21 protein-coding genes, 1 tRNA gene and 1 pseudogene are annotated in these 20,518 nt (G+C 72.6%); 12 read left to right on the top strand and 11 right to left on the bottom strand.

The genetic code is table 11. From position 1 onward, the window contains the following. Window positions 1–9: 9 nt before the first annotated feature. The 3 genes from AB0A95_RS06965 to nagA are packed head-to-tail and all read left to right on the top strand — an operon-like array spanning window position 10 to window position 3,025. Window positions 10–939 (top strand): sugar isomerase, encoded by a 930-nt coding sequence (locus AB0A95_RS06965; protein WP_357554696.1) that lies wholly within the window; start codon window positions 10–12, stop codon window positions 937–939. Then, window positions 936–1,919 carry an ROK family protein gene (locus AB0A95_RS06960; RefSeq protein ID WP_357554695.1) on the top strand — a complete coding sequence of 328 codons (984 nt, stop codon included), beginning with the start codon at window positions 936–938 and terminating at the stop codon, window positions 1,917–1,919. Before AB0A95_RS06965 ends, AB0A95_RS06960 begins: the two co-directional genes overlap by 4 nt. Then, window positions 1,916–3,025 carry an N-acetylglucosamine-6-phosphate deacetylase gene (gene nagA / locus AB0A95_RS06955; protein ID WP_357554694.1) on the top strand — a complete coding sequence of 370 codons (1,110 nt, stop codon included), beginning with the start codon at window positions 1,916–1,918 and terminating at the stop codon, window positions 3,023–3,025. Before AB0A95_RS06960 ends, nagA begins: the two co-directional genes overlap by 4 nt. A 7-nt stretch (window positions 3,026–3,032) precedes the next feature. On the opposite strand, the gene AB0A95_RS06950 is transcribed toward nagA, so the two are convergent. Beyond that, window positions 3,033–4,256, bottom strand: a complete 1,224-nt coding sequence (locus tag AB0A95_RS06950; RefSeq protein WP_357554693.1) for a DUF4032 domain-containing protein — start codon at window positions 4,254–4,256, stop codon at window positions 3,033–3,035. 120 nt (window positions 4,257–4,376) lie between these two features. Here AB0A95_RS06950 and AB0A95_RS06945 point away from each other — a divergent pair, with 120 nt between their 5' ends. Together AB0A95_RS06945 and AB0A95_RS06940 are read left to right on the top strand one after the other, a co-directional pair. After that, complete coding sequence (locus AB0A95_RS06945) at window positions 4,377–5,114, top strand: phosphatase PAP2 family protein (protein ID WP_357554748.1); 738 nt, start codon at window positions 4,377–4,379, stop codon at window positions 5,112–5,114. A gap of 11 nt (window positions 5,115–5,125) precedes the next feature. Continuing rightward, entirely contained in the window at window positions 5,126–6,364 is a 1,239-nt protein-coding gene (locus AB0A95_RS06940; protein WP_357554692.1) for an APC family permease, read from the top strand. A gap of 52 nt (window positions 6,365–6,416) precedes the next feature. Here the strand turns inward: AB0A95_RS06940 and AB0A95_RS06935 are convergent. Together AB0A95_RS06935 and AB0A95_RS06930 are read right to left on the bottom strand one after the other, a co-directional pair. Continuing rightward, a pseudogene (locus AB0A95_RS06935) lies at window positions 6,417–6,509 on the bottom strand (prevent-host-death family protein); the annotation flags it as partial. A gap of 60 nt (window positions 6,510–6,569) precedes the next feature. Beyond that, window positions 6,570–8,540 carry an NAD-binding protein gene (locus tag AB0A95_RS06930; RefSeq protein ID WP_357554691.1) on the bottom strand — a complete coding sequence of 657 codons (1,971 nt, stop codon included), beginning with the start codon at window positions 8,538–8,540 and terminating at the stop codon, window positions 6,570–6,572. Window positions 8,541–8,635: 95 nt separating this feature from the next. Between AB0A95_RS06930 and AB0A95_RS06925 the strand changes: the two genes are divergently transcribed. From AB0A95_RS06925 to AB0A95_RS06910, 4 genes are all read left to right on the top strand, one after another. Next, the gene (locus AB0A95_RS06925) at window positions 8,636–9,118 is read left to right on the top strand and encodes an MSMEG_6728 family protein (RefSeq protein ID WP_357554690.1); all 483 of its coding nucleotides are present in this window, start codon (window positions 8,636–8,638) and stop codon (window positions 9,116–9,118) included. A gap of 32 nt (window positions 9,119–9,150) precedes the next feature. Next, on the top strand, window positions 9,151–10,704 hold the full coding sequence (locus AB0A95_RS06920) for an FAD-dependent oxidoreductase (protein ID WP_357554689.1): 1,554 nt from the start codon (window positions 9,151–9,153) through the stop codon (window positions 10,702–10,704). Between the two features lie 67 nt (window positions 10,705–10,771). Next, on the top strand, window positions 10,772–11,983 hold the full coding sequence (locus AB0A95_RS06915; RefSeq protein ID WP_357554688.1) for a hypothetical protein: 1,212 nt from the start codon (window positions 10,772–10,774) through the stop codon (window positions 11,981–11,983). Window positions 11,984–12,195: 212 nt separating this feature from the next. Beyond that, window positions 12,196–12,639: an HNH endonuclease gene (locus AB0A95_RS06910; RefSeq protein ID WP_357554687.1), complete on the top strand. Its 444-nt coding sequence runs from the start codon at window positions 12,196–12,198 to the stop codon at window positions 12,637–12,639. 70 nt (window positions 12,640–12,709) lie between these two features. Here AB0A95_RS06910 and AB0A95_RS06905 read toward each other — a convergent pair whose 3' ends face one another. Both AB0A95_RS06905 and AB0A95_RS06900 read right to left on the bottom strand, forming a co-directional pair. Further along, window positions 12,710–14,251, bottom strand: a complete 1,542-nt coding sequence (locus AB0A95_RS06905) for a protein kinase (RefSeq protein WP_357554686.1) — start codon at window positions 14,249–14,251, stop codon at window positions 12,710–12,712. Window positions 14,252–14,328: 77 nt separating this feature from the next. Continuing rightward, the gene (locus tag AB0A95_RS06900; RefSeq protein WP_357554685.1) at window positions 14,329–14,853 is read right to left on the bottom strand and encodes a hypothetical protein; all 525 of its coding nucleotides are present in this window, start codon (window positions 14,851–14,853) and stop codon (window positions 14,329–14,331) included. Window positions 14,854–15,266: 413 nt separating this feature from the next. Here AB0A95_RS06900 and AB0A95_RS06895 point away from each other — a divergent pair, with 413 nt between their 5' ends. Both AB0A95_RS06895 and AB0A95_RS06890 read left to right on the top strand, forming a co-directional pair. Next, the gene (locus AB0A95_RS06895) at window positions 15,267–15,470 is read left to right on the top strand and encodes a hypothetical protein (protein ID WP_357554684.1); all 204 of its coding nucleotides are present in this window, start codon (window positions 15,267–15,269) and stop codon (window positions 15,468–15,470) included. 53 nt (window positions 15,471–15,523) lie between these two features. Continuing rightward, window positions 15,524–16,081: a hypothetical protein gene (locus AB0A95_RS06890; RefSeq protein WP_357554683.1), complete on the top strand. Its 558-nt coding sequence runs from the start codon at window positions 15,524–15,526 to the stop codon at window positions 16,079–16,081. Here AB0A95_RS06890 and AB0A95_RS06885 read toward each other — a convergent pair. From AB0A95_RS06885 to AB0A95_RS06865, 5 genes are read right to left on the bottom strand one after another with little or no spacing between them, the layout of a single operon-like run. Next, window positions 16,069–16,713 carry a histidine phosphatase family protein gene (locus AB0A95_RS06885; RefSeq protein ID WP_357554682.1) on the bottom strand — a complete coding sequence of 215 codons (645 nt, stop codon included), beginning with the start codon at window positions 16,711–16,713 and terminating at the stop codon, window positions 16,069–16,071. The two genes, AB0A95_RS06890 and AB0A95_RS06885, sit on opposite strands and share 13 nt — an antisense overlap. 52 nt (window positions 16,714–16,765) lie before the next feature. Further along, a complete protein-coding gene (locus AB0A95_RS06880) occupies window positions 16,766–17,185 on the bottom strand; it encodes a VOC family protein (RefSeq protein WP_357554681.1) in 420 nt (139 codons plus the stop codon). Window positions 17,186–17,220: 35 nt separating this feature from the next. Then, the gene (locus AB0A95_RS06875; RefSeq protein ID WP_357068071.1) at window positions 17,221–17,622 is read right to left on the bottom strand and encodes an AraC family transcriptional regulator; all 402 of its coding nucleotides are present in this window, start codon (window positions 17,620–17,622) and stop codon (window positions 17,221–17,223) included. A gap of 47 nt (window positions 17,623–17,669) precedes the next feature. Then, the gene (locus tag AB0A95_RS06870) at window positions 17,670–18,173 is read right to left on the bottom strand and encodes an SRPBCC family protein (RefSeq protein ID WP_357554680.1); all 504 of its coding nucleotides are present in this window, start codon (window positions 18,171–18,173) and stop codon (window positions 17,670–17,672) included. Continuing rightward, window positions 18,139–19,434: an MFS transporter gene (locus AB0A95_RS06865; RefSeq protein ID WP_357554679.1), complete on the bottom strand. Its 1,296-nt coding sequence runs from the start codon at window positions 19,432–19,434 to the stop codon at window positions 18,139–18,141. Before AB0A95_RS06865 ends, AB0A95_RS06870 begins: the two co-directional genes overlap by 35 nt. Before the next feature lie 92 nt (window positions 19,435–19,526). Between AB0A95_RS06865 and AB0A95_RS06860 the strand changes: the two genes are divergently transcribed. Continuing rightward, window positions 19,527–20,147 (top strand): ABATE domain-containing protein, encoded by a 621-nt coding sequence (locus tag AB0A95_RS06860; protein WP_357554678.1) that lies wholly within the window; start codon window positions 19,527–19,529, stop codon window positions 20,145–20,147. Between the two features lie 31 nt (window positions 20,148–20,178). Here the strand turns inward: AB0A95_RS06860 and AB0A95_RS06855 are convergent. Next, a tRNA-Thr gene (locus tag AB0A95_RS06855) sits at window positions 20,179–20,255 on the bottom strand. Between the last annotated feature and the right edge of the window lie 263 nt (window positions 20,256–20,518).

Below are 20,518 nucleotides of genomic sequence, written 5' to 3'. Positions count from 1 at the left end.
GAGTTTCCCATGGCATACGTGCACGCGGAGATCGCGAGCCAGCCCGACTGCTGGCGGGAGGCCGCCGAACTGGCCGGCGTCGTCCACGGTGACCTGCCGCGCCCCGGTGAGCGGGTCGCCGTCGTCGGTTGCGGCACGTCGTGGTTCATGGCGATGGCGTACGCGGGTCGCCGTGAGCAGGCCGGCCAGGGCGAGACCGACGCGTTCCAGGCATCCGAGTTCCCCGCCGGCCGCCACTACGACCGGTTGATCGCGATCACCCGCTCCGGCACCACGACGGAGGTGCTGGAGCTGCTCACCGCGCTGCGCGGGACGACCCCCACCACGGTCATCGTCGGTGACCCGGCATCACCGGCCGTCGACCTGGCCAGCGCTGTCGTGACAATGCCCTTCGCCGACGAGCGGTCGGTGGTGCAGACCCGCTTCGCGACCACCGCACTGGCCCTGCTCCGGGCCCACCTCGGCGACCCGGTGACCGCGCTCGCCGCGGACGCCGAAGTCGCGGTGCGGTCCCCACTGCCGATCGACCCGGCCACCATCGGGCAGGTCACCTTCCTCGGTCGGGGGTGGACTGTCGGGCTGGCCCAGGAGGCGGCGCTGAAGTGCCGTGAGGCGGCCACCTTCTGGGCCGAGGCGTACCCGGCGATGGACTACCGGCACGGCCCCATCTCGGTCGCCGCGCCGGGCCGGCTGGTGTGGGCGTTCGGCGAGCTACCCGACGGGCTCCCCGAGGACGTGGCCGCCACCGGCGCGGCCTTCGTGCACAGTCGCACGCACGGTTGGCGCACTGTGCTGGGCAGTTGGTCCGCGGGCCGTACCCCGGTCGACCCGATGGCCGACCTGATCCTGGCGCAACGCTTCGCGGTCGCGCTGGCGACCAGCCGGGGCCTCGACCCGGACGCGCCCCGACACCTCTCCCGGTCGGTGGTGCTGGCGTGACCGGCGGCGACGCCGGGCCCGCCGACCAGGTCGTCGTCGCGCTGGACGTGGGCGGCACCGGCATGAAGTGCGCCCTGGTCCGACCGGACGGCGTCGCGGTACGCACCGAGCGGCACCCCACACACGCCGCGCGCGGCCCGGCAGCCGTGGTCGACACGATTCTCGACGTGGCCGACGGGCTGGCCGCCAAGGCCCGCGCCGACGGGCTCACCCCGATCGCCGTCGGCATCGCCGTACCCGGGGTCGTGGACGAGGCGCGCGGCGTGGCGGTCTGGTCGGCGAACGTGGGCTTTCGGGACGTACCCCTGCGGGACCTGGCGGTGTCGCGGCTCGGCCTGCCCACGGCGCTCGGCCACGACGTGCGCGTCGGTGGCCTCGCCGAGGCCCGCCTCGGCGCTGGACGCGGCGCCGGGCAGGTGCTGTTCGTGGCGATCGGCACCGGCATCGCCGCCGCGCACGTGGTCGACGGGTCGGCCTCGACGGGCGCGCACGGCGCCGCCGGGGAGATCGGCCACATCCTGGTCCGGCCCGACGGCCCCCGCTGCGGCTGCGGTCGACCCGGCTGCCTGGAGGCGGTCTCCTCCGCCGCGGCGATCGGCCGCCGCTACGCGGAGCTGGCCGATGCGGCGGCCACGGCCGCCGAGGTGGCCGAGCGTGCCGCGGCCGGGGAACCGATCGCCGGCCAGGTCTGGCAGGAGGCTGTCGAGGCGCTCGCCGACGGCCTCGCGACCGGGCAGGCGTTGTTCGACGTGGCGACGATCGTGCTCGGCGGCGGCCTGGCCCAGGCCGGGGACCGGCTGCTGATCCCACTACGCGCGGCGCTGCACGAGCGGATGACCTTCCACCGGGAGCCGCGACTGGTCGCGGCAGCCCTCGGCGACGAGGCTGGTTGTCTCGGCGCCGCCCTACTCGCCCTGGACGCGGTAAGCGTCCGAAACCACGACGCGGTGCGCGTCGGTGACTATCTGGAGGAGCGATGACCGTGCGGGTGGACGGCCGAGTGGTGACCCCGACCGGTGTCATCCGACAGGGCTGCGTGGAGTGGGACGGGGACCGGATCACCGCGGTCGCCGAATATCCGTCGGTCCGGGACGGACACTGGATCCTGCCCGGCTTCGTCGACATGCACACCCACGGCGGCGGTGGCCACACCTTCACCACCGGGGACGCCGGTGAGGCTCGGGCCGCTGCCGACTTCCACCTCGCGCACGGCACGACAACCCTGTTGGCCAGCCTGGTCAGCGCGCCCTTCCCGCTGATGCGCGCGGCCACCGAGGCGTACGCCCCGCTTGTCGACGAGGGCGTGTTGGCGGGGGTCCACTTCGAAGGGCCCTACCTCTCCGCTGCCCGTTGCGGCGCGCAGAACCCCGAGTACCTGCGCGACCCGTCGACCGACGAGCTGGCCGAGCTGATCGAGCTGGGCCGGGGAGCGGTCCGGATGGTCACCCTCGCGCCGGAACGCGACGGCGCCCTGGAGGCGATCAAGCTGCTCACCGCGCAGCGGGTGGTGGCGGCGGTAGGCCACACCGACGCGACGTACGAGCAGACCCGCGCGGCGATCGCCGCCGGCGCCAGTGTCGGCACCCACCTGTTCAACGGCATGCGCCCCGTGCACCACCGCGAACCGGGGCCGGTGGTGGCCCTGCTCGACGCGCCCACCGTCATCTGCGAGCTGATCGCCGACGGGGTGCACCTGCACGACGGCACGCTGACCTTCGTCACCGCGACCGCGGGCCCGGACCGCGCGGCGCTGATCACCGACGCGATGGCCGCCGCCGGAATGGCCGACGGCGACTACGAGCTGGGCGGCCAGGCCGTCACCGTGACCGACGGGGTGGCCCGACTCGCCCGCGACGGAGCGATCGCCGGCAGCACGCTGACCATGGACGCCGCGCTGCGGCACGCCGTGAATGCCGGAATCCCGATCGCCGACGCGGCACGGATGGTGGCCACCACCCCGGCACGCGCCATCGGCCTGGGCAACCGGGTGGGGTCCCTACAGGTCGGCCTCCGCGCCGACCTGGTGGTGCTGGACGCCGACCTCAACGTGGTCCGGGTCCTTCGCGCCGGCACCTGGGTGGAGTGAGCGCGAATCAGCTGAAGGTCGGGACGTCGACGCCGAGCACGGCCTGCTCGTCAGGGCGGTGCACCAGCACGTCGGCCAGGTACGACTGGACCGCGTGGCGCATCCCGACGTCTCGGCCGGCCCGCTCGGAGAGCAGCCACTTGTGCTCGATGATCTGCGCGAACAGTTCCTGCGGCTCCAGCTTCTGCCGCAGGTGGGCGGGAACGGCCCGGACCACCGGCTCGAAGACCTCGGTGAGCCAGCGGTGCGCGGCCTGCTGCTCGTCGATCAGGTCGCTCTCGGCCCGGTACGCGTCCAGGTCGTTGAGCAGCTTGCGTGCCTGGTTCTCCTCGGCGTCCAGACCGGTCAGCCGCAGCAGCCGCCGGGTGTGGTAGCCGGCGTCGACGACCTTCGGCCGGACCAGGTAACGCCCGTCGTCGCTGGACGACATGGCCACCTCGGCCACGTCGAAGCCCAACTCGTTGAGGCGGCGGATCCGGCCCTCGATGTCGTGCCGGGCCTCCCGCTCGATGGCCTGCTCGTAGGTGATCTCGTGCCAGAGCCGCTCGTAGCGCTGCACGACCTCCTCACAGACCACCTCGGGGTCGATGGACTCGTGCAGCAGGCCGGCGGCCTGTAGGTCCAACGCCTCGCCGAAGATGTTCACCCGGGCGATCTCCAGGTCCTCACCGCGCTGCCCCTTGGAGAGCGAGTTGTGCAACGCGCCCGTCTCCGCGTCCACCAGGTAGGCGGCGAACGCGCCCGCGTCCCGGCGGAACAGCGTGTTCGACAGCGAGCAGTCGCCCCAGAAGAAGCCGGTGAGGTGCATCCGGACGATCAGCGCGGCGAGCGCGTCGAGCAGCCGGCTCATCGTCTCCGGCCGCAGGGTGTGCGAGAAGAGCGCCCGGTACGGCAGGGAGAACTGAAGGTGCCGGGTGATCAGCACCGATTCGAGGGGTTCCCCGTCGTCGGTCTGTCGGTCGGCGACGACCGCCACCGCCTCGACCGACGGGAAGTCGATCCGCTCCAGGGCCCGGAGCAGGTCGTACTCCCGCTCGGCGATCCGCTCTCGGGTCTCCTTGAACGCGTACACGTAGTCGCCCAACCGGACGAACCGGACGATGTGTCGAGAGATGCCCTGCGGCAGCGCCACCAGGTGTTGGGCAGGCCACTCCTCCAGCGGTGTCGACCAGGGCAGGTCGAGCAGCGCCGGGTCCACGAGGGCAGACGTGATCCGCACGGGCACAAGCATGACGCCTCGCCCCCCGCATCCGCCTCTGATCGTGGTTGGGCCCACAGCGCCGCACACCCCGGCCTCGCGTCGGCCCGGTAGCGTGGTCGCGTGCTCAAACCCTCGGCGGTACGACGTGACCTGCGGCTACGGCCCGTCCGCCCGGCCGGCTGGTGGTTCGACGCCCTGCTGCTGGTCGGGTTGGTCAGTTTGACGGTGGCGCTCGCCGCCGACCAACTCTTCGGGCTGGATCGAGCGGTCGCCGACTGGGCCGACGGGCACCGGCCGACTGTCGCCTACTGGGTGGCTTGGGTGCTGAATCACCTCGGGCAGGGCAGCCCGCTGACCCTGATCGCCGCCGGGCTGGGGGTGCTGGTGGCCGTCCGGTTGCGGTCGGTGCGGCCGATCCTGCCGCCGGTGATCGGGTTCGTGCTGACCCTCCTGACCATCGGCCCGCTCAAGGTCTGGACGGCCCGGGCGGCACCGAGCGCCAGCGTCAAGGAGCCGTTCCTGACGCCCGAGCAGACCCTGCCGCTGTTCCACGACGACCTGCCGGTCCGATATGCGCAGTCCTACCCGTCGGGGCACGTCGCCAACGCCATCGTCTGGTACGGCGTCATCGCGCTGCTGCTGGCCCCGCTGGCCCGCAGCTTCGGCCGCCAACTGCCGGCCCGGCTCGTCACCGTGGTCCGGGTCGCGCCGCCGCTTGTCGTCCTCACCACCACCACCTACCTGGGCTGGCACTGGCTGACCGACTCGGTGGCCGGGCTGCTGCTGGGCCTGCTCCTGGACCGGCTGATGCACCGGGTGCCGTGGGACGACCTGCCGCTCCCCGGCCGGTTACGCGCCTGGGACCGGCCGTTCACCTCGTACCCCTAGGGTTTCGGTCCGTGGACCAACTGGCGCGGCGGCTCGGCGTACCCGATGCGGTTGTCATCGGTTTGGGCTCGATGCTCGGTGCGGGCATCTTCGTGGTGTTCGGCCCGGCTGCGGCGGAGGCCGGCGGCGCCGGCCTGCTGCCCGCGCTGGTGCTGGCCGGCTTCATCGCCTTCTGCAACGCGACAAGCTCGGCGCGGCTGGCGGCCCGATATCCGGAGTCCGGCGGCACCTACGTCTACGGCCGGGAGCGCCTCGGGCCGTTCGCCGGGTTCCTGGCCGGCTGGGGCTTCGTGGTCGGCAAGACCGCGAGCTGCGCGGCGATGGCGTTGACCATCGGGGCGTACCTGTGGCCGGGGCAGGCCCGACTGGTCGCGGTCAGCGCGGTGCTCGCGGTGACCGGGGTGAACCTGCGCGGCATCGGCAAGACGGCGACCGTGACCAGGGCACTTGTCGCGCTGGTGCTCGCGGTGTTGGCCCTGGTCGCGGTTGTCGGCCTGGTGGGCGGGCCGGTGCACCTGGATCGGCTCGGCGAGCCCGGCGGCTCCGCCCGGGGCGTGCTCACCGCCGCCGGGCTGCTGTTCTTCGCGTTCGCCGGGTACGCCCGGATCGCCACGCTCGGCGAGGAGGTCCGCGACCCGCGGCGGACGATTCCCCGCGCGGTGCCGCTGGCGCTCGGGGCGGTGCTCGCGATCTACCTGGTGCTGGCCGTGATCACGCTCGGGGTGCTCGGCGCCGACCGGCTGGCCGACTCCGCCGCGCCCCTTGTCGACGTGGTGACCGCCGCCGGGCTGCCCGGCCTGGCCTGGGTGGTTCGCGCCGGGGCCACCATCGCGGTCGTCGGCGTCCTGTTGTCCCTGGTCGCCGGGGTCGGCCGGACCACACTGGCGATGGCCCGCCGCCGCGACCTGCCCGGCGCGCTGGCCGCAGTGCACCAGGTACACCAGGTGCCGCACCGCGCCGAGCTGGCCGTGGCCGCAGTGGTGATCGTGGTGGTGCTGCTCGGCGACGTGCGCGACGCCATCGGCTTCTCCAGTTGCACGGTGCTGGTCTACTACGCGATCACCAACGCGGCGGCGCTGACACTGGGCCGGGAGCCGGGCCGGCGGCTGCCCGTACAGGTACTCGCCGGGCTGGGGCTGCTCGGCTGTCTGCTGCTCGCGATCAACCTGCCGACCGGCAGCGTCCTCGCCGGCTTCGGCGTGCTGGCCGTCGGTGCCGCCTGGTACGCGCTGCGCCCCGCCCGCCGGTGACCCGGGTAGGCCACCGGCGGCGGGTGTTCAGCGAGACCACGCCGACCGTGTCCAGTGCCTCCACCTCACGAGGATCGACCCCGAGTGATTCCAGCGCCGCCGCCAGCGGTACGAACCGGCCTTCGGCACGAGATCGGGCGATCACCCACACGCGGTACCGCGCTGCCTCGATCACCACAGACTTTGCGCGCCGGCAGATGAACCTTCAGCTCACCTCGCCGGGGCCGTCATACCGACGCGTCAGCTCGAATTCCTCAGGTGGACCGCCGGTGGTCGTCGAGGGAGCACCCCCGGCGGGAGGAACGGAATGTGCCACGCCGACCTCCGAGTCCGTCGCGCTCAGCCCTCCGGGGGTTGCCGTGGCGGGGTTGTGCACCCCGCCGTGGACCGCACCGGCCGGCCGAGGGATCGGGGCCGGGTGGGCCGGCGGGGCGCACTGGTGCGTCAACCAGTCCAGGCCGCGCCGACGGGCGACGACAGTCAACCGGTCACCAGCGAAGATCACCTGTCGGGGGTCGAGGTCCTTCCACCAGATCGTCCTGGCACCGCCCGCCGGGGTCCGGGCGATGAGCCGGACCTGCCCGTCCCGGTTGACCACGTCCAGCGGCCGGCCGTCCAACTCGGAGCCGGCGGCGACCGGCACCTCGGCGACCGGCAGCGCGTGCCGGTCGACAGGGATCGTGGTGATCACCGCGCGTTCGGTGAGCGCCCCGATGAAGGCCGGCGCGGCCAGGTAGGAGACCGACCGGGACACCCCGAGGGCGAAGGTCTCCTCCACCCGTTCGGCGAAGTCACCGTCGAAGAGTCGGAGCACCACCCGCAGGTCGTCGCGGAGATCCCGGGCGGCGAGCGCCGCCTCCAGGTTGGCCACGTCGTCGGTGGACGCCACCACCAGCGCCTGACAGTCGGCCACCGACGCGGCGGCCAGCGTCTCCGGAAGCGCGGCGTCGCCGACGATCAGCGGCACCTCCAGTTGACGGGCCAGGGCGCCGCCGCGCGGCTCCGGATCCTTGTCGATCGCCACCACCTCGACGTCGTACTCGCGGAGTTGCGCCATCACGCGGGTGCCGACGTTGCCCAGGCCGATCAGCACGACGTGCCCGGCCCGCGCGGGCTGCAACCGGCCGGTGTGCAGGGCCAGTCGGGCGTTGACGATGCCGTCCACAACGGCGGCGGTGATCAGCGGGATCAGCGCCAACCCGGCCAGGTTGAGCACCACCTGCATGATCTGTGCGCCGGCCGGCTTGGTGGTGTCCGGGTCGGCGCCGCTGAGTGTGGTGACCAGGGTCAGGTACAGGGCTTCCAGTGGGGAGACGCCCTCGGTGCGGGAGATCAGCGCCCCCAACACCGCGATCACCGCGAGCACCAGCATCACCGCGACGCCGATCTTGCGGGTGGCGAAGCCGCGTACCGCTCCCAGCAGCACCGCGACCGGGCGACGCCGCCGACGGGCCCGGACCAGCCGACGGGCGGCGACCTCGGTGCCCGGCGGCTGCCCGGTCGCCTCGGCGAGCACCAGGTCGGCCCCGGCCTGCTCGGCCGGCAGCAGCTCCACCCCCTGCGCCTCGGTGAGGTGGGCCAGGGCGCAGACCACGTCCTGCGGGCGGATATCGGCCCGCCGCGCCACCCGGAGCGTCTTGTCCCGGTGTTGGAAGGAGCTGGGGTCGACCTCGCCGAGCGCGGCGGCCACGAAGGCCGGCGCGGCCATCTCCGCGTCGGAGAGCACCTCGACCGGTGCCCTGATCAGTTTGCGCACACCGTCGGCGAGGGTGCCGTTGAACATCCGCAGCACCTGACGGACCTGCTGGTCGACGGCCTGCGCGCAGAGCGCCGCGTGCAGGTTGCCGACGTCGTCCTGGTGCAGCAGGGCCAACCCGGTCGCCCCGGCCAGGCCGGCGGCCTCGAAGGTGGCCACGTCCAGCCGATCCGAGCGGACCACCCGAACACCGCGCAACCCCGCCACGTCCGGGCCGTTGCTGCGGTAGCGCTCCGGCACCACGACTGTCACCCGGGCCCCGCCCGCCGGCAGTTCGGATTCGAGCATCGCCCGGGCCACGTAGTAGGCCAGCGCGTCCTTCCCGCAGATCACGTAGTGCGGGCGCGGATCACCGACGGACCGCAGTCGCCAGTTCCACTCGACCGCCCGTCGCGCCCGGTCCCGCCACGGCTCCGCCATGCCCGGATCGTAATCAGCACTGCCACGCTGGGCGACCCCGTCCGGATCATCCCGCGACCAGGCATGCGGGCCCCCGCGACGGGTAGTGCAGCCGCATGCAGACGTTCCTCCCGTACCCGGACTTCCTGGCCAGCGCCCGCACGCTGGACCAGAAGCGGCTGGGCAAGCAGCGGGTGGAGGCCATCCAGGTGCTGCGCGGGCTCACCCGACCCGGGTACGGCTGGCGCAACCACCCGGCGGTGAAGATGTGGGCCGGGTACGAGGAGGCGCTGACCCGCTACGGGCTGGACATGTGCGCGGTGTGGACCGAGCCGGGGCGGGCCGACACCTGCGCCACCACGATGACCGTCGACCTGGCCGCGGCCTGTGGGCCCGGCGTCGTACGGACCCAGGCCGAGCTGGCTCGGGTTGGCGAGCTGCCACCGTGGTTGGGTCGCGACGACCTGCACCTGAGCCACCGCTCGTCGCTGGTCCGCAAGGACCCGGAGCACTACCGGCCCCTCTTCGGCGACGACGTGCCAGCGGATCTGGAGTACGTCTGGCCTGCCTCCGACCGCGCGCGCCGCTGCCTTCCGTAGGGGAGACTGGGTCGGGAGAGAGGTGGGTGTCCATGGCGCTGTCGCAGGTGGTGGGCCGGCTCATCGGCGTACGGCAGCACCTGGTGGACCCGGGCGGTGGCGGCGCGGACCGCGTGCCGCGAGCGACCTCGGCGCTGGTGGTGGGTGGCGGCATCGCCGGCATGTCGGCGGCGGTGGTGCTGGCCGAGCGGGGTGTCGCGGTCACCGTGCTGGAGGCCGCGCCGACGCTCGGCGGTCGACTGGGCGCCTGGCCGGAGGCGCTGACCGACGGCGCCCAGCAGACCGAGCATGGTTTCCACGCGTTCTTCCGGCAGTACTACAACTGGCGGTCCGTCCTCCGCCGCATCGACCCCGACCTGGGTTTCCTCAAGCCCATCGCGGGTTACCCGATCCTCAGTGCCCAGTGGCCGACCGAGGAGTTCGGCAGGCTGCCACCCGCACCACCGGCGAACCTGCTCGCGCTGCTGTTGCGCAGCCCCAGCCTGCGCCTGGCCGATCTGCGGATGATGGACCGCGACGCCGCGTTGCCGCTGCTCACCTACGACCCGGTGCGCACCTACGCCGAGTTGGACGACACCACCGCCGACGAGCTGTTGGCGTCGCTGGGGCTGCCGGACCGGGCGCGGGCGATGCTGTTCGAGGTCTTCTCGCACTCGTTCTTCAACCACGAGACGGAGATGTCGGCCGCCGAGATGGTCGCCCAGTTCCACTTCTACCTGCTCGGCAACCCGGAGGGGCTGGCGTTCGACTGCCCGGACGAGGACTACGCCACGGCGATCTGGGAGCCGCTGACCCGGCACGTGGAGAAGCACGGTGGCCGGGTGCTCACCGGCTGCGCGGCGACCGGTGTGCAGCGGGACGCCGACGGCTGGCGGGTGACGACCACCGACGGCGGCAGCCACCCGGCGGCCCACGTGGTGCTGGCCGTCGACCCGCCGGCACTCGCCGCGCTGGTCGCGGCCTCCCCCGACCTGATCGAGGGGGCACCGGAGCTGGCGGCACGGATGCCCGCCTTCGGTCGGCCCGGCCCGCCGTACGCGGTGGCCCGGTACTGGTGTGCCGGTGACGTGGCCGCCGAGCGGGCGGTGTTCAGCGGCGTGTCCCGCCAGCCCACGCTGGACTCGGTGACGCTCTACCACAGGTTGGAGAACGAGTCGCGGCGGTGGGCGCGGCAGACCGGCGGGTCGGTCATCGAGCTGCACGCGTACGCCTGCGACCCGGGGGTGCCGGCCGAGGAGTTGGCCGAGCGGATGCGCCGCGAGCTTGTCGCGCTCTGGCCAGAGGCCGGCGACCTGCGGGTCCGCGAGCTGCGGGCCCGGGTCGAGGCGCAGGCGCCGGCGTTCACGCCGGGCAGCCACGCCTGGCGACCGGGGGTACGCACCGACGCGTCCGGCCTCTACCTGGCCGGCGATGGTATCGCCACGGACTTCCCGAGCGCGTTGATGGAACGCTCGGCGGCGACGGGCATCATCGCCGCGAACCACATCCTGCGTGCCGAGGGCGGCGCGGCGGAGCCGGTGCGCTCGATCCGGCCCCGGGGGCTGCTCGCCGGTCGGCGCACCCCAAACCGACAAAACACAACATAAGCAACGGCACGCTGCCGTACGCTTGGTTGATCAACCGTCGATCGACCGGGCGGGAGGGCAGCGGGGGATGTCACCACTGCACCGCGCCGGCGCGGAGAACCGCCCACCGATCGGCGAGATCGGCCGCGACGACGCGTACCCACTGATCCGCGACGAACGGGCCTGCATCGTCACCGCACTGCGCCTGGGCTGGTGGATGGCGGACGCCTACCACCACGGGCAGCACGCGGAACTCGGCGCACCCGCCGAGGCCCGCCCATCCGTACCGCCGACCAAGCTCTCCAACCTCACCGAGATGTCCCCCCACCGGCGCATGCGCATGTACCTCGACGGGGTGGACGTCGCGCTGGCCCAGATCGCCGAACTCACCAGGCACACCGGGCCGGTGCCCGACACGTCGGCTGCCCGGGCCCTGCTGCCCGCCCTGGGCCCACCCGACCCCGCCGATCCGGTGCCGCTGCTGCTCGCCCTGGACGACCTCAACGTCGAGGTGCTGCGCTGGGCGATGGCCACCAACCATCGGGTCGGGCTGGCCTACCGGTTGGGTCGATCGGTGGCCGACACCGTCCGAGCCGGCGACGCCGCCCAGTTGCTGCGGCAGTTCGGCGGTCGGCAGATCCAGATCAGCCGCTGGCTGGACGAGCTGGCCAGCGTGCTGCCGCCGTACTCGGCCGCGGTGGTGCGGCGGTCGATGGCCGCCTGGGCGACGGCTGTGGACCGGGCCGGCCACGGTGACCCGGCCGAGCCGGCGCCCGCCGAGCTGAGCCGGGCCCTGCGAGGTCAGGGTGACCTCTGGCGGGACGTGCTCACCGGCGGCCTGCACCCCCGCGACCTGCTCGACGAGGAGGACTACGCGGTGATCGCCCGAAACCTGATCATCCGGGATCGCCGGCTGGTGGCACAGGCGGCGCGGGGCATCTTCTGGCCGGTGCTCGTACCCCTGCTGTTGGTGCTCTTCGCGGTGGTCGGCGTGAGCGCCGCCGCGGCCGCCGGCTCACCGACCACCCGGGCCACAGTCGCCCTGGTGGGTCTCGGCGCCGGGCTGGCCGCGATCTGGCGGTCGGTTTCCGGGCCGGCGCTGGCCGTCGCCGGCGAGGTCAACCGGCCCCTGCTGGACAGCGAACTCACCGCGCGAATGGCCCTTCGGCTGAACCGGCCGCTGACCACTGCCCGGCGCTCGGTGGTCGTCGCCCCCCGGACCCGCCGACAGCGCCGTCCGGAGGAGCCGGGCGACCAATCGAAATACGTTGCCCGCGTTCCCCGCCCCGACCTACCGTGAGCGGGCAAGGTCAACCACCGCCACGGGAGCAGAACATGACGATGTCGCACGTCACCACAGTGCCGTCGACGCTGCCCGGCGACGGTTGCCGAGCGGAAGGTCCCCGGGCGGGCCGGCCCGACTGACGCGTCCCCGTACGCGCTGAGCCGCCCCGTCCACAGGCCGGACCGGGCGGCTCTTCGCTGTCCGTCACCATCGTGAAAGGAGTCCCGGTGGACGCCGTCCTCGTCGTCAACGCCGACCTCGGCCCGCTGCACCGGGTCACCCTTCAACATGCCGTGCGGATGCTCTGCCGCCGCGTCGCCGAGATCCACGAGGCCGAGCCGGACCGGGTGATCGGCGTCTTCCCGATGCCCCGGGTGGTGCGGCTGGTCCGCTACGTGGTCACCCGCTGGAGGTTCAACTCCGGGCCGGCCTGGTCCCGTTCCGGGGTGCTGCGCCGCGACGACAGGTGCTGCGCGTACTGCGGTGGCCCGGCCTCCACCATCGACCACATCCTGCCCCGCTCGCGCGGCGGCCGGAACACCTGGCGGAACACCACCGCCGCCTGCTACGGCTGCAACCAGCGCAAGGGTGACCGGACGCCGGCGGAGGCGGGCATGCCGCTGCGCCGGGAGCCGGTGAACCCGGGCTGGGGGGCGCTGGCCGGGCGGTGACGGACCGGCCGGCGGGAACGGGGGGCCGCGTTCCGGGCACGTCCCGGGGCGCGGCACCCGCCGGCCCCGGTCAGGCGGCGCGTTCCTTCACCTGCGGGCTCGGACGGCCGTTGGGGCAGTTCACCCGGATCTCGCTGCGGTGCTCGGTGGAGGTCAACTCGACCCGGATCTGCTTCGCCGGGCCCGGGTCGTACGCCTCCGCCAGGAACCCGGGCGCGGGTGCCACAGCGAGCACCTCGGCGGACTTACCCACACAGCGGATGGTGATCGTGCCTCCGCGCGCCTGCACGGGTACGTCCGCGGAGAGGGTGGGCGTCGGCGCGGCCTGGCCGAGCGTGGTCGGCGCCGGGCCGGGCGCGGTCGGGGCCGCTGTCGGGGCCGGGGTCGCCGTCGGGTCCGGACCGGTCGGGGGGCCGGTCCGGGCAGCGGGCGCGGTGTTCCGGGCCGGCGGGCCGGCGGATGGTCCGGTCGTGATCTCGTCGGCGGGCTCCGGGGCGCGCGGCATCCCCACGGCGGTGGTGCCCGGGCCCCGGTCGGTCGACGGAGCACCCTGCCCCGGCCGACGATTGCCGAAGTCGCCGAGCGACCCGGCCATCGCGATCGCGGCGAGCACCGCGCCGCCGACAGCCAGGATGGCCTGACGCCGACGCCGACGCCACGACAGGCGTGTCGTCGGCCCGGCCGAATCGACTGTCGCGGTGTCGGTCGGCTCGACCGAGCCTGCCTCCGGTGCCGCGGTGACGCCCGTTTCCTCAGGGCCCGCTCCCGGTGCCGCGGTGACGCCGGTTCCCTCGGGCGTGGCTCCGCTCACGGCCGCGAGCAGGGTGCGGGCCGCCTCGGCGGCCGGCGGCCGGTCGGCGGGGTCACGGGCCAGACACCAGCGGTAGAGCCGGTGAACCTCGGGCGGCACCCCGTCGATCTCCGGCAGCGGCTCCGGGTCGACGTGCGTGTGCGCGCGGATCATCCCGGTCTGCGTCTCGGCCGACCACGGCAGCCGACCGGTGAGCACCCGGTGCAGCAGGAGGCCCAGGGCGTACACGTCACAGGCCGGCAGCACCTCGCCGGCCTCCAGTCGCTCCGGGGCGAGATAGGCCGGGGTGCCCAGCAGCCGCCCCTCGAAGTCGATCTCCGATTCGCCGGCGACGGCCGCGATGCCGAAGTCGAGCACCTTGGCGCCGGTCGGCGTGAGCATCACGTTGCTCGGCTTGATGTCGCGGTGCACCAACCCCTGCGCGTGCGCGGCAGTGAGAGCGGAGGCCACCTCGGCGCAGACCCGTAGGCCGGCAGGCGGTGGCAACGGCCCGGTCGCCAGCCGTTGTTCGAGGGTGAGGCCGCCGAGCAACTCCATCACCACGAACGGGACCGGGGAACCGTCAAGCGGTGACTCGCCATAGTCGTACACGCCTGTGACGTGCGGGTGCGACAGTCGGGCAGCCGCCTTGGCCTCGGCACGGATCCGCTGCCGAGCCGAGGTGTCCGAGGCGACGAGCATCTTCACCGCGACATCTCGTTCGAGTACCTCGTCGTACGCCCGGTGGACCGCCGACATGCCGCCACTGCCGAGACGCTCCAGGAGCCGATAGCGGCCCGCGAGCAACTGATCACGCTGCACGACGGACAGCCTGCCGTACCGGCCGGCAGCGGGCCACCCCGGATCGAGGCGTCGCGATGAGTGGTATCGAAGTGCGACTAGCGGTCGCGGAAATCCGGGTGGTTGCGGAGGAATGCCTCGCCCCGGCGGGCGTTTCGGAGGATCGACACGATCAGCACCACCCAGATCACCAGCAGCAACCCACCGGTCACCGCGTGGAACGGCGCGTACCCCACGAAGACCTGACCGACGCTCGTCATCAGCAGCCCCGAGCACAGCACCGCGAGATAGCGTTGCTTGACGAACTGGTCGGCGGTCTCCACGAGCAGAGCCCGGTCCTCGTCGGCCTCGGGCGCGTCGCGTCGAACCTGCCGATCCAGCCGACGACGGTGCGACCAGCCGAGCCCGAGCAGGGGCGACCGTCGTCCCGACCGGTAGCGGCCGGTGCCGACGATCCAGACCGCTGCGGCCACCTCGATGACGACTCCCACAATCACCAGGACGAGTCCGAGTCTGCTGGCCCAGTGCGGCGGGTCACCGTCGAAGACGCCGGTGTTCTGGCCACCCATCGCGACACCGACCGCGAGCGCGCCGACCACCGCGGCCAGCAGCACCAGGAGCACAATCAGACGGAGCCGATGTTGGCCCCGCTCGGTCCGGTCCGGATTCGTTGCTGCCGCGTCCATAGTGGTCCCCCGATCACCGTGTGAAGCGGGAACTACCCATCGACCACGACGGCGCAAACCGATCAGTCGACGGTCGGCGGCCGCCAGGCGAAGCGGGGCGTACGCCGCTCGGCCATCGCCGCGACCCCTTCCCGGGCCTCGCCGGTGCCTCCGCTGTTCGGGTGGGGTTCGACTCGTCCGAAGGTGCCTGTCGCACCCCCTTACCGACTGGTCGGAGTTTTGTTGGTGATAGCAGGAAACGCTTGACATCGGCCTTCAACGACTGACATCTTGCGAAGCAAGGCGAAGCCTTCCCGTGGGGCGCGGGATCCACAAGGGATCACTGTGTCTACCCGGAGGTACACCCCTCGATGGGCAACAACGTCGCCACCCGTGTGCTGCTGCTGGTCGTCGCCGTACTGGCGGCGAGCCTGATCGGCGTGACAGCGGGCTGGATCAAGTGGGCGACCAAGCAGAGCGCCGGCGAGGCCATCATCGCCGCAGGTGCCGCGTTCGGTGGTGCGCTGGCCCTGATGATCCTCTCGTACAACTTCGTCATGCAACGCGATGACTAGCTGACGCCGTCCGGGTGGGGGAACCATCGCTCGGGGTCGCGCGTCCGACGGAGATGAGACAGGTATCGGCGACCGCCGTCACGATCGCGCTCCTGACCGCCGTCCTGACCGGTTGCACCGGCGTCGACCGAGCCCCCACCCCGCTCCCGCCCCCGGTCACCACCGCTCCCGGCCCGACCGTCGTCGTCACCCCGCCGAACCGCACCGTCACCCCGCCGACCATCGTCGCCACCGTCGGCCCCGGGACCGGTGGCGCGCCGGCCCGGGTGACGGTGCGCACCTCCGGCGGCTTCGCCGGTCGTGGTGACTCCGTGACCGTCGAGCCGGACGGTCAGTGGGCCGCGGTGGACCGGGCCGGCAGTCGGCGTACCGGCCGGCTCACCCCCGCCGACCTGGGCCGCGTGACCGGGCTCGCCGCCGACCCCCGACTGGCCGCCGAGGCGCGGCAACCGACTCGCTCGACAGTCTGCTCGGACGCGCTCAGCTACCGGCTCACCGTGGGCGGCACCGAGACCGGGTACGTCGACTGCCCGGCCGACGCTCCCCCGCCGCCGGCCACCCAGGCGCTGGTCACGTTGCTGCTGCGCACCACCGGCACTCAGACCAGGTAGTCCGGGGGCAGGCCGGTGCCCCGCAACTCCGGTGGCAGGTGCGCCACGTCGTTGACGGCGACCAGATTCGGCGGGCCGGCCGGGCTGTACCGGATCACCGTCAACCCCGCGTTGTGCAGGTTCAGGCCCAGCCAGCGCCGCTCCGGCGCGTCGAGGGCGTGCCGCACCAGCCAGGCGATCAGGAAGGTGTGCGTCACGACCAGCTCGCGGACCGGCTCGTCGCCGGCGGCCGCCTCGCCGACCGGCCCGGCGAACCGGCGCACCGCCGCCGCCGTCACCCGCGGCCCGTCGACCCGCTCGGCCGCCGTGAACTGGGTCAGGAACTTCGCGTACGCCGGGGGCAGGTCGGCCGGGTCCGTGTCGTGTGGGAGGTGGTCACCGGCCAACTCCGTCGCGTACACCGGAACGTCGGGCAGCGATGTGGCGACCAGCTCGGCGGTCTGCGCGGCCCGGAGCAGCGGCCCGTGGTGGACGGCGGCGAACCGACGGCCCCGCAGACGTTCGCCGAGCAGGACGGATTGCCGCCGACCGCGCTCGGTGAGGCCGGTGTCCGGTTCCCCGGCATCCGGCTCCCCCGGCTCGGTCAGGTCCTGCTCGGCGTGGCGGGTCAGGTACAGCACGCGGGTCACCATGCCGCCCATCGCAACACGGCGGACGCGATGATCTCGACCCGCGTCGGTTCCGCTACTGCCGAGGGAACATCTGGCCGATGCGGATCCGGTTGCCGAACGGGTCCCGGATGCCGAAGTCGATCCCGTACGGGCGCTCGGTCGGCTCGTCGGTGATCTCGACGCCCTTCGCCACCAGATCCTCGTGCGTCTTGTGGGCGTCGTCGGTGGTCATGAAGAGGTACCCACCCAGGGCGCCCTTGGTGAGCAGCTCGCGGACCTGCTCGGCGGTGGCCGGGTCCAGTGCCGGCGGGCCCGGCTTCTCCAGCAGGATCTCCCGCTCCGGGTCGCCGGGCAGGTTCACCGTCAGCCACCGCATGAAGCCGAGGTCCTGGTCGGTGTTGACCTCCATGCCGAGCTTGTTCACGTAGAAGTCGAGCGCCTCGTCCTGGTCGAGGACGTACATCTGGGAGCGGCTGATCGCGTTCATCGTCATGCCCATGACGGTAGAGGGCGACGGTGACCTGCTGCTTATCCAAAACTGCTGGGTCGGGTCCAGGCTTTGGCGAAGCACGACGGCACGTCGACAGGCGCGACACGCTGACGCCGGAAATCCGAGGGTGACGTGCCGACGATCTGCCGGAACGTCCGGCTGAACGTACCCAGGCTGCTGAACCCGACGGCGTAGCAGATGTCGGTGACGTCCCGGTCGGTCTCCACGAGCAACGCCATCGCCCGCTCCACCCGGCGACGTTGCAGGTAGCGGTGCGGGGTCTCGCCGAACGTGGCCCGGAAGGTACGGATGAAGTGCGCCTCGGAGACGTGCGCGATCCGGGCCAGCGCGGGGATGTCCAGAGCCTCGGCGTACGCCCGGTCCATCGCGTCGCGCGCACGCAGCATCGCCCGGTTCGACTCCTCCACCGCGCGACTCATCGGCCCCCGCCCCGCTCGTTGCCAGGCCCGCAGCACCCGGATGACCGTTACACCACGAATTTACCGGCCACGGCGTGCTCCCTGTGCGTCACCTTCCCCTCTTCCAGCAACTCCTTCAGCCGTTGCAGATTTGACCGCACCTCAGCGGCCGGGGGCTTCCCGATCAGCGCGAGCCCGGCGCGGCCCACCCGGCCGAAAGGCGTGCGCATCACCTCACGAACCTCCGTCTGCCCAGTCCCGGGCCCCGGCCGGAAGAAGACTTCCCAACACGTGCTCAGGCCGGTCGGCGCCACCGTCTCGTAGCGAATCAGCTCGTTCGCGTGCTCCTCGGTCAGCCGCACCGTCCACCGCACCGGTATGCCCAGCGGGCCCTGAATCCTCCACCGGGAGATGTCCGGTCCCGTTTCCTCCACACTCATGACGTCTCCCAGGAAACGCGGCAAATTTGTGAAGTCTCGGTAGAACCGGAAAGTGTCCCCAACGGTGCGGTCGATCGTGACAGAAGCCTCGACCGCGTCAGGGCCCCGCGGGGGGCGCGTACTCGACCGCATGGTGGTCTCCCCGTCCTCGTGCTGACGGGGCGAGTACCCGGCTCGCTGCTGTCGACCCTTCCCGTACCCCTGGTTCTTCCTGCTGGGCACCTCGCACGGGGTGTCCCGCCGCGGGAGAATGGCCGTTTCGGACAGCCGTGGCGGCGACCGCCAGAGCGACGACGCCGAGCAGGGCGCCGATCAGCACCGTGCTGTGCACGCCGTGGCCCGGCAGCGCCAGGCCAGCGACCAGGGCACCGCCGGTGATGCCGACGTTGACGGCGGCGGAGACGGTGGCGGCGGCGAGGTCGGAACGGCCGGGCGCCACCTGTAGCACGACGCCACCGAGCACCGCGGTGAACGCCGCGAACGCCAGCCCGGCCAGCGCGAGCAGGATCACGGCAGCCGCCGGCCGGTCGCCGATCGCGTACAGCCCGAACAGTGCCACCGACTGCACCGCGATGGTCGCGACCAGGGCGAGCCACGGGCTGCGGTCCACCACCGCTCCGACGGCGAGGATGCCGAGGACGCTGGCGACACCGCGCGCCAGCAGGATGGCACCGACCGACGAGGCGGCGAACCCGCTGACCTCGGTGACGAAGAGCGCGACATAGGTGTACGCGGCGATGGCACCGGCGGTCGTCAGGATGGCCACCGCGACCAGCAGCCAGAAGCGCTGGACGTCGGGTGTCGCGCCTCGGGCAGCGTGTCCCTCGTCGGGCGGCGTCGACGGCAGGAGGGCGGCCACCGCGACGAGCACGATCGCGCCGAGCCCGGCCACCGCCAGGAACGATATGCGCCAGCCGGCGCGTTCGCCCAGCCAGGTGCCCGCCGGCACCCCCAGGACCAGGGCGACGCTGCCGCCGGCGAACACGATGGCGACCACCCGCCCGCGCAGGCCGGGTCGGAACAGCTCGGCCGCGGCCGGCACCACCACCGCCCAGAACAGTGCGTGGGTCGCCGCGGTTGCCATCCTGGCCGCCAGCAGCAGCGCGAAAGTGCTCGCGAACACCGTGATCGCGGTGCTGACGACGAAGCCAGCCAGGAGCGCCGACAGGAGTCGCCGGCGCGGGATCCTCCTGGCCAGCGCTGTCAACGGGATCGACGCGACGACGACCACCGCGCCGTACGCGGTGACGAGCATGCCCACCCGCGACGGCGAGACGGCGAGGTCCGCGGCCATGGGGAGCAGCAGGCCGATCGGCAGCGCCTCGGCTGTGGTGTAGAGGAAGGTCCCGCCGGACAGGCCGAGCAACGCTCCCACTGCTCGCCGGTGACTCATCCGACCCCTCCGATCGTTACCACCATAACTGTCTATGCCAGTAACAAGCTAACGACGCACCCGGTGCAGGTCAACTGGTAAAGTGGGTTTTGATGGAAACAACCGAGGACGTCACGCGGATGCACCTGGTGGGCGGCAACCTCGCCCTGGACTTCGTCAACACCCGCACCGGTCCACCAGGCGGCCCGTCCGACGACGACGTGCTCACTGGCTATCCCGAGCTGGTCGCCTGGGGCGTGTACGCGGGCGCCCTCACCGAAACCGAGGCGACAGCGTTACGCCGGCTGTCCCGCAACGATCCGGACGGCGCCCGCGCTGCCTTCTCGCGAGCACTGGACACCCGCGACTACCTCGACGAGGTGTTCCGGCCGCTGGCCGCCGGCCGGTCTCCGAGCACGCCCGCGCTGGCCCGGCTGCGCGACGACGAAGCCGACGCGCTCGGCCACGCACAACTCGCGGGCGGGAGCAGGTTCACGTGGGTGTGGCGCGACGACCGGACGCTCGCCCGACCGCTACGGCCGGTGGTGCACGCGGCGGTCCACCTGCTCACCACAGGTGCACTGGACCGGCTCAAGGGGTGCGGAGGCTGCCGCTTCGTCTTCTACGACGAGAGCAAGAACCGCAGTCGCCGCTGGTGCAGCATGGACGACTGCGGGACGGCCGAGAAGATGCGCCGCTACGTCGCCGCGCGGCGCACCCGCGCGACGCGGTAGGCGCTCGCCCTCGGGAAACGCCTTGTGCATATGGAGCCCCCGGCCGGGATCGAACCGGCGACATCTCGCTTACAAGGCGAGTGCTCTGGCCAGCTGAGCTACAGGGGCGCGTGTGTCGGGGTCAGCATAGCGAGTGGCGTCCGGACTTCCCGCTCGCGATGCCTCCCGAGCACGGGAAACGTCAACAACCCGACGCACAAGGGCTCACCGACGCGTCGATTGATGGCTGAGCATGCCCGAGTGACCGGAATGCGTAGACCGTGGGCGAGGTTGGAAGCTGCCCCGCCTTGGCAGCAAGATGAAAGCCGTTTACGGTTCACTCACACGGACGACAGCGCCGCCGCCCCCGCGACCGAGCCGCCGTCCGCTGA

The organism is Micromonospora sp. NPDC049230, assembly GCF_040647875.1.
GTDB lineage: Bacteria > Actinomycetota > Actinomycetes > Mycobacteriales > Micromonosporaceae > Micromonospora.
This window is presented reverse-complemented; position numbering and strand designations above follow the sequence as displayed.

Excerpts from the sequence above, each read along its gene's own strand:
- AB0A95_RS06920 (WP_357554689.1), top strand. The coding sequence starts at position 9,151 with ATGGCGCTGTCGCAGGTGGTGGGCCGGCTCATCGGCGTACGGCAGCAC.
- AB0A95_RS06915 (WP_357554688.1), top strand. The coding sequence starts at position 10,772 with ATGTCACCACTGCACCGCGCCGGCGCGGAGAACCGCCCACCGATCGGC.
- AB0A95_RS06965 (WP_357554696.1), top strand. The coding sequence starts at position 10 with ATGGCATACGTGCACGCGGAGATCGCGAGCCAGCCCGACTGCTGGCGG.
- AB0A95_RS06950 (WP_357554693.1), bottom strand. The coding sequence starts at position 4,256 with ATGCTTGTGCCCGTGCGGATCACGTCTGCCCTCGTGGACCCGGCGCTG.
- AB0A95_RS06885 (WP_357554682.1), bottom strand. The coding sequence starts at position 16,713 with ATGGTGACCCGCGTGCTGTACCTGACCCGCCACGCCGAGCAGGACCTG.
- AB0A95_RS06930 (WP_357554691.1), bottom strand. The coding sequence starts at position 8,540 with ATGGCGGAGCCGTGGCGGGACCGGGCGCGACGGGCGGTCGAGTGGAAC.
- nagA (WP_357554694.1), top strand. The coding sequence starts at position 1,916 with ATGACCGTGCGGGTGGACGGCCGAGTGGTGACCCCGACCGGTGTCATC.
- AB0A95_RS06880 (WP_357554681.1), bottom strand. The coding sequence starts at position 17,185 with ATGACGATGAACGCGATCAGCCGCTCCCAGATGTACGTCCTCGACCAG.
- AB0A95_RS06870 (WP_357554680.1), bottom strand. The coding sequence starts at position 18,173 with ATGCGGTCGAGTACGCGCCCCCCGCGGGGCCCTGACGCGGTCGAGGCT.
- AB0A95_RS06925 (WP_357554690.1), top strand. The coding sequence starts at position 8,636 with ATGCAGACGTTCCTCCCGTACCCGGACTTCCTGGCCAGCGCCCGCACG.
- AB0A95_RS06895 (WP_357554684.1), top strand. The coding sequence starts at position 15,267 with ATGGGCAACAACGTCGCCACCCGTGTGCTGCTGCTGGTCGTCGCCGTA.
- AB0A95_RS06865 (WP_357554679.1), bottom strand. The coding sequence starts at position 19,434 with ATGAGTCACCGGCGAGCAGTGGGAGCGTTGCTCGGCCTGTCCGGCGGG.
- AB0A95_RS06860 (WP_357554678.1), top strand. The coding sequence starts at position 19,527 with ATGGAAACAACCGAGGACGTCACGCGGATGCACCTGGTGGGCGGCAAC.
- AB0A95_RS06890 (WP_357554683.1), top strand. The coding sequence starts at position 15,524 with ATGAGACAGGTATCGGCGACCGCCGTCACGATCGCGCTCCTGACCGCC.
- AB0A95_RS06875 (WP_357068071.1), bottom strand. The coding sequence starts at position 17,622 with ATGAGTCGCGCGGTGGAGGAGTCGAACCGGGCGATGCTGCGTGCGCGC.